Origin of the sequence: Prevotella corporis DSM 18810 = JCM 8529 (assembly GCF_000430525.1) — a bacterium.
Classification (GTDB): Bacteria; Bacteroidota; Bacteroidia; order Bacteroidales; family Bacteroidaceae; genus Prevotella; species Prevotella corporis.
The window spans coordinates 146057-158000 of the sequence record NZ_AUME01000002.1 but is presented as its reverse complement, the minus strand read 5'-3'; the positions used below and the strand labels follow the sequence as shown (position 1 = coordinate 158000).

7 protein-coding genes are annotated in these 11944 nt (G+C 48.0%); 4 read left to right on the top strand and 3 right to left on the bottom strand.

All coding sequences use genetic code 11. The features are described 5' to 3' along the window. Positions 1–52: 52 nt before the first annotated feature. Positions 53–2815 (top strand): DNA polymerase I, encoded by a 2763-nt coding sequence (gene polA / locus H515_RS0101560; protein ID WP_028901484.1) that lies wholly within the window; start codon positions 53–55, stop codon positions 2813–2815. A gap of 25 nt (positions 2816–2840) precedes the next feature. Here polA and H515_RS0101555 read toward each other — a convergent pair whose 3' ends face one another. Then, positions 2841–3782 (bottom strand): acyltransferase family protein, encoded by a 942-nt coding sequence (locus tag H515_RS0101555; RefSeq protein ID WP_025875948.1) that lies wholly within the window; start codon positions 3780–3782, stop codon positions 2841–2843. Positions 3783–4645: 863 nt separating this feature from the next. Between H515_RS0101555 and ychF the strand changes: the two genes are divergently transcribed. Together ychF and lgt are read left to right on the top strand one after the other, a co-directional pair. Further along, complete coding sequence (ychF, locus tag H515_RS0101545; protein ID WP_025875950.1) at positions 4646–5749, top strand: redox-regulated ATPase YchF; 1104 nt, start codon at positions 4646–4648, stop codon at positions 5747–5749. Between the two features lie 170 nt (positions 5750–5919). Beyond that, entirely contained in the window at positions 5920–6768 is an 849-nt protein-coding gene (gene lgt / locus H515_RS0101540; protein WP_025875952.1) for a prolipoprotein diacylglyceryl transferase, read from the top strand. Between the two features lie 182 nt (positions 6769–6950). Here lgt and mutS read toward each other — a convergent pair whose 3' ends face one another. Together mutS and H515_RS0101530 are read right to left on the bottom strand one after the other, a co-directional pair. After that, positions 6951–9614, bottom strand: a complete 2664-nt coding sequence (gene mutS / locus H515_RS0101535; RefSeq protein ID WP_028901483.1) for a DNA mismatch repair protein MutS — start codon at positions 9612–9614, stop codon at positions 6951–6953. 148 nt (positions 9615–9762) lie between these two features. Continuing rightward, complete coding sequence (locus tag H515_RS0101530; protein ID WP_025875954.1) at positions 9763–11262, bottom strand: DUF3943 domain-containing protein; 1500 nt, start codon at positions 11260–11262, stop codon at positions 9763–9765. Between the two features lie 242 nt (positions 11263–11504). On the opposite strand from H515_RS0101530, the gene H515_RS14360 reads away from it, so the two are divergent. After that, on the top strand, positions 11505–11663 hold the full coding sequence (locus H515_RS14360; protein ID WP_154653611.1) for a hypothetical protein: 159 nt from the start codon (positions 11505–11507) through the stop codon (positions 11661–11663). The last annotated feature ends 281 nt before the right edge of the window (positions 11664–11944 follow it).

Sequence of the window (11944 nt, the reverse complement as noted above, 5' to 3'; positions counted from 1 at the left end):
CTCCGTATATATGCCATTTTTTTAGTAATTTTACCCTAAAATTAGATTTAATATGGATAAACTGTTTCTCATAGATGCCTATGCACTGGTCTATCGTTCCTACTACGCATTCATAAACAACCCACGCGTCAACTCAAAAGGACTGAACACATCGGCCATCATGGGGTTCTGCAACACACTCAACGAGGTGTTGACCAAGGAACAACCAACTCACATCGGTGTAGCGTTCGACCACGGCCTCACCTTCCGCCACGAAGCATACCCACAATACAAGGCGCAACGCGAGGAAACACCAGAGGACATCAAGCTGGCGGTGCCCATTATCAAGCAGATACTTGAGGCTATGCGCATCCCTATCCTACAAGTCGATGGCTTTGAGGCCGACGATGTTATAGGGACTGTTGCGACAAGGGCTGGCGTTGATGGAATAGAGACTTTTATGCTCACACCCGACAAAGACTATGGACAACTGATCCGACCGAATGTATATATGTACCGGCCTCGGCATGGTGGCGGATACGAGCAAATCGGTGAGAAACAAATACAGGATAAATATGGCATCGCCACCCCGCAACAGGTCATCGACCTGCTGGCACTCATGGGCGACTCCGCCGATAATTTCCCAGGATGCCCTGGTGTGGGAGAAAAGACAGCTGCCAAACTCATCAACCAGTTCGGCTCTATTGAGAACATGCTTGAACATACCGACGAGATAAAAGGCAAACTCAGAGAAAAAGTAGAGGCAGCTGTCAATGACATCAAAATCTCAAAGTACCTTGCAACCATCCGACTTGATGTTCCGGTTGACATCAGATGGGACGACTTGAAGTTAGAGCAGCCCGATATTGAGAAATTGCGCACCATCTTCACCGAATTGGAATTTAAAACGTTGCTCAAGAAGTTTGTTAACGAACCTCAACAAACGCAAAAAAAAGACGATTCGCAGCTCGATTTATTTGCCGTAAATCAAGACAAAGACCAGGAAATGCCAGAAAAGACGAAATTTGACAGCCTTAAAACGGTATCAACCGACTATAAACTCATTGATAATGAGAAGGAAGCGATTACGATTCGTGACTTTTTCTTGACAAAACAAATTCTAAGTATAGACACAGAGACGACCTCTACCGATCCGATTGATGCCGAATTGGTCGGTTTGAGCTTTGCGGTGGAGGAAAAAAAGGCTTTTTATGTGCCAATCCCTGCTGACCGTCAAGAAACGTTAAGATTTGTAAACATATTTAAACCGCTCTACGAAAACGAAAAAATCATCAAGGTAGGACAAAACATCAAGTATGACTACGAGGTGCTGAACAAGTACGGAGTGAATGTGAAAGGTAAGATGTTCGACACGATGATTGCCCATTATCTCATCCAACCTGAGCTTCATCACAACATGGACTACATGGCTGAGACGCTACTCCACTACAAAACCGTTCACATTGATGAGCTAATAGGACCAAAAGGTAAGCACCAGAAAAACATGCGTGACCTTTCGCCCCACGACATCTATGTCTATGCGTGCGAAGATGCCGACATCACGCTGCAATTGAAGAACGTCCTCGAACCGAAGCTCAAGGAAGTGAATGCCGAAGATTTGTTCTGGGACATCGAAATGCCACTCGTTCCCGTTTTGGCAGACATGGAACTCAACGGAGTTTGTCTGGATACGGATGCATTGGAGGAGACATCACGAATCTTCACCGAACGGATGAAGCGCTACGAGCTCGATATTTACGAGCTGGCAGGAGAGCAATTCAACATCTCTAGTCCAAAACAGGTGGGTGATATCCTCTTCGGCAAGTTGCAGATCATGGAGAAACCCAAGAAGACCAAGACTGGACAATATGTCACAAGCGAAGAAGTCTTAGTGAGTTTGAAAGCCAAACACCCCATCGTAGAGAAGATATTGAATTACAGAGGGGTAAAGAAGCTGCTCAGCACCTATATCGATGCACTTCCGAAGCTCATCAAGAAGCAGACAGGGCATATCCACACATCGTTCAATCAGGCATTGACAGCCACAGGACGCCTGTCGTCGAGCGACCCAAACCTACAGAATATTCCGGTGAGAACCGACGATGGCAAAGAGATTCGCAAGTGCTTCATCCCCGAACCAGGATGTCTTTTCTTCTCAGCAGACTACAGTCAGATTGAGTTGCGCATCATGGCGCATCTCTCTGAGGATGAGAACATGATGGAAGCGTTCCGCGAAGGCTTCGACATTCACAAGGCAACAGCGGCCAAAATATGGCATGAGGACATTGAAAAGGTGAGCGACGCACAGCGAAAGAAGGCTAAGCAAGCCAATTTCGGTATCATCTATGGCATCACCACCTATGGTCTGGCGCAACGAATGGACATCCCCAACGGCGAGGCAAAGCAGCTGATTGAGGATTATTTCAAGACTTTCCCGAAAGTAAAGGCATACATGGAGAAAGCAAAGCGCATGGCCCGCGAGAAAGGATATGCCGAAACGCTTTTCCAACGTCGGCGATATCTTGCCGATATCAACAGCCGCAATGCCACCGTCAGAGGTTTTGCCGAGCGGAATGCCATCAATGCCCCTATCCAAGGGTCGGAAGCCGACATCATCAAAGTGGCAATGATTCGCATTTGGAAACGTTTCAAAGCCGAAAACATCCGTTCGAAGATGATTCTGCAAGTCCACGACGAACTCAACTTCTCGGTTTATCCCGACGAACGTGAGCAAGTGGAGCGCATTGTCATAGAAGAGATGGAAAACGCCTATCCTCTCAACGTGCCGTTGGTGGCAGATGCCGGATGGGGAAAGAACTGGCTGGAAGCGCATTAGGACCAATGTCACACAACCGCCCTACTCATCGTGCTGCCCTGAAGAACTTTTTTCTACCAAAGACGTTAGACAAGTTGGTCTTGTCCAACAGCCATGCAATAAGGAGCGAACCGCAAACAGCAAGCAAGAGGGTGAGAATGGTGAAGCAAATGCCTGTTGAATCCCATGCAAAGAAGGGGAGATAGAACTTCCCAACCATCGTAAATATGGGATGGAAGAGATAGATAGGCAGCGTGTTCATGCCTATCCAGTCGGCATAATCGCTGAGACGGGGAGAGAGAAAACGATGAACCCAGTTGGAAAAGGCCAGAAACGAAATAACGGTCAGCACGACAAAGATGCTTCCCCAGTCTCTGTTATTGGTAAGAAAGAGCAGCGCAAAGAGGCAAAAACCGCCCAAAACCGTAGGGAAAAAGACCGAACTGTACTCCAGTTTCAACTGTCGCAAGGCAGCACCGGCAAAATAGTACATCACAATCTTCACCGTCATGAGTGGCACCACTAAGGAAGCGAGATACAAAAGACCAGCGAACGCTATCAACCGCACGGCGACGTGCTTCCCTATCGGCAGAATTTTGAAGCTCAGATAGTAGCAGATGCCACATCCCATCATGACATAGAGAAACCAATAGGGGCCAATCGACGACACGAACACCCTCTCTAAAAGCACCGAAACAGTGATTTCCGCTATCCCGTCGCGTACGGGCAGAAAGGCGGAAAGCACTGAGAAGCCAACCACCATTATGAGATAGGGAACGAAGATGCGGAAAAGATAAAGCGAAAACTCCTTGAACGTCTTTTCGATGTTCACCAAATAGCCCGTTACGACAAGAAACGAAGGCATCATGAATCCCAAAATGCCCGCCTTGACTGTGGGATACAACTCTCCGAAGTACACAATGTGTACTAAAATCACCAACAGTATCAGCACCGACCGCACAAAGTTTATTTCATGATATTGCTTCATCCTTCATAAAAATCAAGTCGTTGGCAAAATTACAAAAATAAAATTGTTTGACTGCAAACAAACTTCCATTAATGATCTCTCAAGTGCTAAACCTTAATCGGCCGCCTGACCGCAAGAGCACTCATCAATATCGACAACATCATAGTACGTCAGCCCCTGATGACGGAATAGGTTTAGATTGAGCCGTTTAAAAACATTTCATTAGAAAGCAAAAGCTATTAATTTCTGTAAATTACACTGTTTCAATCAAAAAACAAATTGATTTCAATGCGATTCGGCAGTTAATATTCCGTTTTAAAGAAGAATGGCAGAGCATTTGCAATCCATTTTACAGCCCTTTATTTTCCATTAAAATATAATTACCCGACATTTTATAATAACGAAATCAAGATAAGATGATGTCACTGTTGTAGAAACAACAAAGATGGGAAGTTCTAAAACTTACTTCAAAATAAGCAATAATTAGAAGATATGCAACTATCTGTTAATCAACATCATATAGAATGCATTGTGAAAGGTCAGCTATCATGTGGCGATAGGTGAGCTTTTACCGCCTGATAAGTGAGCTTTCGCAACGCGATAGCTAAGCAATGATAAAATCACTGGTCACAGCATTAGCTGCAGTTGCTTTCCTTCAGGCGAAAAACTGTGGCGGAGATAGGCGCCGTTCATCAGCAAAAACGTGGCAATGACGCCGCTCAGCACATGGCGCCGATAATTGCCTAACACTCTATAACGAGCCGTTGCCAGACCTGAAATGAGCATTCGTCCATCATCGCACACAATCCCGTTTAAAAAAACGCTTATTTCTCGATTTTATTCCCTACCTTTGCACACAAAGAAAATAAACGTTTATTTAAGATATGGCATTAAAATGTGGTATAGTGGGTCTGCCAAACGTGGGCAAATCTACTCTTTTCAACTGTCTTAGCAGTGCCAAAGCACAGGCAGCCAACTTTCCATTCTGTACGATTGAGCCCAATCTCGGCGTCATTACCGTGCCCGACGAGCGTCTGAACAAGCTCGCCGAGATTGTCCATCCAGGCAGAATCGTTCCCGCAACGTGCGAGATTGTCGATATTGCGGGCCTCGTCAAGGGCGCAAGCAAGGGCGAAGGACTGGGCAACAAGTTCTTAGGGAACATCCGTGAGTGCGACGCTATCATCCATGTGGTTCGCTGCTTCGAGGACGATAACATTGTGCGCGAGGGCGGAGCGGCCGTCAATCCTATTGAGGACAAGGAGATTATCGACACCGAATTGCAGTTGAAAGACCTTGAGACGATAGAGTCTCAACTGGCGAAAAATCAGAAAATTGCCGCTACTGGCAACAAGGATGCAAAGGTTTTGGTCACGGTTCTGGAGGCTTTCAAGGAGGTGTTGGAGCAAGGAAAGAATGCCCGCAGCGTCAGTTTCGAGAGTAAGGAGGAGCAACTGGCTGCCCACAACCTGTTCCTTCTGACCACCAAGCCGGTGCTCTATGTCTGCAATGTGGACGAGAACAGCGCGAAAGAAGGCAACGAATACAGCCGACAAATCGAGAAAATTGCTGCCGAGGAAGGTGCTGAGGCAATGATTATTGCCGCCAAGACCGAAGAGGATATCGCATCGTTGGAGAGCTACGAGGACAAAAAGCTCTTCCTCGACGAACTCGGATTGGAGGAAAGCGGTGTCAATCGACTCATCAAGAAGGCTTACCACCTGCTCAACCTCCAGACATTCATCACTGCCGGCGAGATGGAAGTGAAGGCATGGACATTCCAAAAGGGATGGAAGGCACCACAATGCGCCGGTGTCATCCACACCGACTTTGAGAAAGGTTTCATCCGTGCCGAAGTTATCAAATACGAGGATTACCTCAAATACGGCTCAGAAGCTGCCATCCGTGAAGCTGGAAAATTAGGTATCGAAGGCAAGGAGTATGTCGTTCAGGACGGCGACATCATGCACTTCCGCTTCAACGTATAAGAGAACCTCATTCCGACGCTCCCCTTCGTTGAGGGGATTTCCGGCTGATGGCTTCCCAGTCGTACGGCAGCTTTCGCTTTTTCAGACATCGTTATAAACAAAGATATATAAACAAGTACCCCGCATGCAGCTCGCTCTTTGGAGAAGAGGGCTGGGGTTGAGGCTTCATTATGAACAAATTACTACTTTATATCCCATGGCAACCCGACGAGTATCTCGTTCGTATCGGTTCCACAGGCATTCGCTGGTATGGTCTGTGCTGGCTCATTGGCCTGTCACTCGGCTTCTTTCTGATGCAATGGCTCTACAAACGGCACAAATATCCCGATGAGAAGTTCGAGCCTATGTTCCTTTACGTCTTTCTCGGCGCACTCATCGGAGCGCGACTGGGACATTGTATTTTCTACGAACCTGAGGAATTCTTCGATTCATGGCAACATTTCGTTGAGATTTTCATACCTATCAAGTTCCTTTCCGACGGCTCGTGGAAGTTCGTAGGTTTCCAAGGACTGGCCTCTCACGGGGGTGTCATCGGCCTGTTGGTCGGACTTTATCTCTACATCAAGCGGTCAAAGATGAACACTTGGGTAGTGCTCGATTTCATGGGCATCTGTTCGGCCATAGCTTCAACGTTCATCCGGCTCGGAAACCTCATGAATTCAGAAATCATCGGTAAGGTAACTGACGTTCCTTGGGCATTCATCTTCTATAAAGTAGATACCTATCCGCGCCATCCGGGGCAACTTTATGAGGCCATTGCCTACTTCTGCTTCTTCTGGATCATACTGCTCATCTATCGGAAGCATCCCACCAAGGTGGGGACAGGTCTCTATTTCGGCCTTTGTCTGACACTTATCTTCACCTTCAGGTTCTTCATCGAATACACGAAAGAAGTGCAGGTGGCTTTCGAAGCTGGCCTACCCATCGACATGGGACAGATTCTCAGTATCCCGTTCATAGCCATCGGCTTGTGGTCGGTGATGCGATCGAGGGGGAAAAACGTGCCTTTGGGTGCCTGACGGCTGCAGCTTCAGGCTGCGATGGCCGACCGCTTAAAGCTGGAAGTAAGATCATAAAAAAATGGCTGCCCAATAAATGAGCAGCCATTATTCTTTTCTGTGATTCCAAAACTTGCCTGTTGTAGGACGAACAGCGCCTGACCAACGGGCGACAGGTATGCCACGATACCGGTTTTGCCGAGTCAGGCATTGGGGTTCACTATCTTCTTAATCTCGTTGAGCTTGTTGAGCGCCTCCATTGGCGTGAGGTTGTTGATGTCAAGACCTAATATCTCGTCACGGATTTGCATCAGCACGGGGTCGTCTAATTGGAAGAAACTCAGTTGCACCCCTTCCCTACTGCGGTCCAGTTTCTCTGCCGACGGCTTCCCCATGCCACCCACCTGCGCATTGTCCTCCTCCAATTGCCGCAAGACTACATTGGCACGCTTCACGATAGATCGGGGCATGCCGGCGATATCTGCCACATGGATACCAAACGAGTGCTCGCTCCCACCCCGTTCGAGCTTGCGAAGGAAGATGATCTTTCCGTCAACCTCCTTAACCGATACGTTGTAGTTCTTGATTCGGTTGAAGTTCTTCTCCATTTCATTCAGCTCGTGGTAGTGCGTGGCAAAGAGAGTGCGGGCCGCTGCCTTAGGATGTTCGTGCAGATACTCCACAATCGCCCATGCGATACTGATGCCGTCGTAAGTGCTTGTGCCACGTCCGAGCTCGTCGAAGAGCACCAATGAGCGCGGCGTAACATTGTTGAGGATGTTCGAAGCCTCTGTCATCTCCACCATAAAGGTAGATTCGCCGAGCGAGATGTTGTCCGACGCACCCACACGGGTGAATATCTTATCAACCAGACCTATCCTGGCGCCTTCTGCCGGTACGAAACAACCCACTTGGGCCAGAAGTACGATCAGAGCAGTTTGGCGCAATAGAGCGGACTTACCAGCCATATTCGGACCCGTTATCATCATAATCTGCTGGCGTTCGTTGTCCAACAGTACATCGTTGGGTACATATTGCTCGCCCAAAGGCAACTGCGTTTCAATCACTGGGTGACGTCCTTGCTTGATATCAATCACCTCCGACTCGTCAACTACTGGTCTGACATACTTGTTTTCCTCAGAAACGGCTGCGAAAGAGTACAGGCAATCCAGATGGGCGATAAGGTTTGCGTTGATCTGTATTTGTGGAATATACTCCTGCATGTCCTGTATGAGCTCCGCAAAGAGTCTTGTTTCCAACATAATAATCTTCTCATCGGCCCCCAATATCTTAGCCTCGTATTCCTTCAGCTCAGGTGTGATGTAGCGTTCAGCCTGTGCCAGCGTCTGCTTTCTTATCCAATCTTCGGGCACTCTGTCCTTGAACGTGTTGCGAACCTCAAGGTAATAGCCGAAAACATTGTTGAAACCAATCTTCAATGAGTTAATTCCCGTCTGCTCAGCCTCCTTCTCTTGTATCTCAAGAAGATACTGTTTGCTATTGTCTCGCATGGAACGGAGGTCATCGAGGTCAGCGCTGAATCCACTTGCGATAACCCCTCCCTTGTTCACCAGTTGCGGAGGATCGTTCTTTATCTCAGCTTCGATTCTGTCACGAATCAACTCACACAGATTCAATTGTTCGCCAATACGCTTCAATGCCTCATTATCCGTACTCAGACAAGCAGCTTTCATGGGTTTGATGGCCGTCAACGCATTCTTCAACTGCACCATCTCACGTGGCGAGACACGACCAACGGCTACCTTGGAGATGATTCTTTCCAAATCGCCGATGCGGTGCAACTGGTCGTCGAGGCACCTACGGAAGTCTGGTTGACGAAAGAAGTAATCCACAACATCCAGCCTTTCGTTGATAGGCTTCACTTCTTTGAGAGGGAAAACGAGCCAGCGACGCAGCATTCGTCCACCCATTGGTGTGATAGTGCGGTCGATTACGTTGAGCAACGATGAGCCGTCGTCTTGCATTGGCGCCACCAACTCCAGCGAGCGGATGGTGAAACGATCGAGCCTGACATACTTTTCCTCTTCTATTCGAGCCAATGAGGTGATGTGATTGATGTTCGTATGCTGCGTCACCTCTAAGTATTGCATGATGGCTCCTGCTGCAACGACACCGTTATTGAGATGATCCACACCGAAGCCCTTGAGGTTTTTCGTGCCGAAATGCTTCAAAAGCTTCTGCCGTGCCGTCTGATCGGTAAACACCCAGTCGTCCATTTCGAAGGTACAGAGGCGTGTTCCGAACTGCTTTTCAAAGTCATTCTTCCGCGCTCGGTCATAAAGGACCTCCTTTGGGGAGAAGTTTCCGATAAGTTTTTCCACATAATCGAACGTTCCTTCACCTGTAAGGAACTCACCAGTGGAGATGTCAAGGAAGCTGACACCACACGATCCCTTACCAAAATGCACAGCTGCGAGAAAGTTGTTCTCCTTGTAATTCAGCACGCTGTCGCCCATTGCCACACCCGGTGTTACGAGTTCGGTAATGCCCCGACGCACCATCTTATCCTCGGCCGTGAGCCCTTTCTTACCCTTCAGTTGCTCACGTTTCTTCTTCGGGTCTTCCAGTTGGTCGCAAATGGCCACCCTCTTTCCGGCCCTGATGAGTTTCGGCAGGAAAGTATCTAAAGCATGGTGTGGGAAACCTGCCATCTCGTCGCCCGCTGCCGCACCGTTGTTTCGGCGAGTCAGCGTAATGCCGAGTATCTTAGCGGCTTCTATGGCATCATCACAGTAAGTCTCGTAGAAGTCGCCACAGCGAAAGAGCATCAAAGCATCGGGATGTTGCGCCTTCATTGAGAAGAACTGTCGCATCATTGGGGTTAGTCCCTTGTCGTTTTTTGCCATAACTGGGTATTCTTTCTTACTTGTTTGTAGAAATGCAAAAATACAAAATAAAGGCTGAATGAGCAAATGATAACCTAATCTTTTAGTGGTATTAATGTCGTTTGGCTAACTTTGTACCATTACTTTGCCCATTGGCTATACCGTCCTATCAGAACCTATACTTCACCCCCACTCTATAGTCATAGGCTGTGGATGATACATCGGGATGATACTTGTAATGGAAATCTCGGAAAACAAAGAAGGCCGAGGTCTCGATTCCCCAATGACGGTTGAGCAAAAGTTCCAAAGACGGACGCAAAAGCAGGCTGACCACACTCCCACGGTCGCCCATCACGCTGTATTCGATGTATTCCTTTGTGGGATCTTCGTCCTCATAGCCGTGCCACGAGAACAAATGCTTCATGTCGGCTAACAGACGCACACGTAGCCACCAAGCTATGTCAATCCCAGTGATGCTCTTCAGGCTGTAACCGCTGCCCACACTGTACTCGCGCTTGTAGCGATTCTCACGATAATCGGAAAGTGCGCCACCCAGCAGCACACCATTCACATAGAGCTCCTCGGACAACCGCACGTCGTGCTTCTGCCGACACCATGCCAGACCTGCCCCAACACTCGCCGCCTCTGATATCTTGTAGGGCGTTTTGCCGTGAATGGAATCGGTGGCATAATAGTCGAAATGCTGATAAATGCCCAGCGACAGTCTGTTGGCATCGGTTTCGGTGAGCATCCATTGCCTTATCTGCCCGATGATGTTCAGATTGCCCACTGTTGATTCGCCTCCTGACAAGTCAAATCCTATGTTAGCACGGAAGAAATCGTAGGGCTTGGAATTGGTCGGTTCAACCGGTGAACCGTAGGTGAAATCGAAATTGAGCGTGCCCCCTAACCGATGTGATTGCTCGCCCTGATTTGTGCCCAGAAAACGGCCTCCCAAAAGCACCGAAAACTCAAGCGGTAACTGTTTGATTTCCAAATCGTTTAAAGGGTCATTCGTCAAGCGGAAAGTATTGCCAGTCACCAACCGTGTAAAACCACCTGCCGGATTGAGCAACGCACCCACAATTTCGCGACCCACACGCTCAGCTCCCCGTGAGCGGTTGTCGTAGATTCGCTCTGCCAAACGATGGGTCACCTCCCCTATCGCCAAGCCACTGACCGACGTTGCCAGAAAATCGTTAATCGACGGATGTTCCATCTCACCGGCAATCTCCCACATCAGACTACCGCCGACAGCAAATGGTATCGACTCGTAGAAGTTCAGTCCATTGCTCCGTGCGGCATTGTAATAAATCGAGCCATGATAGGGATGCAGCATCAGGTTAGTGCGGAAGATGTCGCTATCCCAATACCACTTCGAGGGCGAGAAATTGCGACCCACCGTTCGCCAAGTGACTTTCGCAAACTCTGCATCGAGCACATAATGATCGAAAGCCAATATGCCAAGGTTCGCCGCCACCACCTCGGCAGCCGCCAACCACGGACGTCGGGGTGTACGATGAGCGACTGGCACCGTATCGGCGACAGTCAGTGTGTCGTCAACCGCCACCGTCGCCACACTGTCCACACCGCTGGGCCGCAGTGTTTGGGAATGACAGGCTACAGCAAGAGAAGTCAAAACAAAAAGAATCAGACTTCGAATAGTCATACCAACTTATTTCTCGAATTGAGCTACAAAGATAATTCATTTTTGTATCATATTATCCCGATTGACCAAAAAGATGAGAACAGCTCCGCCAATCGCCACAATTTTGTAAAGAAAAGCTACCCGATTTTAACACTTCGCCAAGTGCCGTTTCAGCAATCGGAGAGCTAAAGACAAGTGAAAAGACTGTCATAACAACCAATTTTTACACCGTTTCACTGCCACAACTCAGTCGTTGCTTACCTATGACAACGTGGAAGCTCAGCGATGGTCCGACAAAAGCTCATCCATCATCTGGCGAAAGCTACATCTACGGCTGGCAGAATGTCGGACACTTTTGCACAATCGGGCATTCAAAACGGAACGGAAATCGGTTAATCATCTATCCATCAGTAGGTTGCTAACAAACTGTCACATTTCTCTCATTTCCAATCCACCGACCTTCTATTTCAGAATACTCCCGTATTTTCATCCCGTTTGTAAATATTTTTCACAAGCGAGCCTACTTAGTTGTTGAAATTCTGAACACAAGAAACCTTCAAACACATGGCTTTTTAGCTTTCAGATTGGTGACTATTCGAACATGTCTTGAGACAAACAAGCTGTCGGAAGTGTACACTTTTTCATGGCTATTGAGCTAATTTACAGAAACATTTAGTAATTTTGCAGCTGATTATTGTACTCA

What these genes read in the sequence shown, in the direction of transcription:
- polA (WP_028901484.1), top strand. Translation starts at nt 53, where the DNA reads ATGGATAAACTGTTTCTCATAGATGCCTATGCACTGGTCTATCGTTCC.
- H515_RS0101555 (WP_025875948.1), bottom strand. Translation starts at nt 3,782, where the DNA reads ATGAAGCAATATCATGAAATAAACTTTGTGCGGTCGGTGCTGATACTG.
- ychF (WP_025875950.1), top strand. Translation starts at nt 4,646, where the DNA reads ATGGCATTAAAATGTGGTATAGTGGGTCTGCCAAACGTGGGCAAATCT.
- lgt (WP_025875952.1), top strand. Translation starts at nt 5,920, where the DNA reads ATGAACAAATTACTACTTTATATCCCATGGCAACCCGACGAGTATCTC.
- mutS (WP_028901483.1), bottom strand. Translation starts at nt 9,614, where the DNA reads ATGGCAAAAAACGACAAGGGACTAACCCCAATGATGCGACAGTTCTTC.
- H515_RS0101530 (WP_025875954.1), bottom strand. Translation starts at nt 11,262, where the DNA reads ATGACTATTCGAAGTCTGATTCTTTTTGTTTTGACTTCTCTTGCTGTA.
- H515_RS14360 (WP_154653611.1), top strand. Translation starts at nt 11,505, where the DNA reads ATGACAACGTGGAAGCTCAGCGATGGTCCGACAAAAGCTCATCCATCA.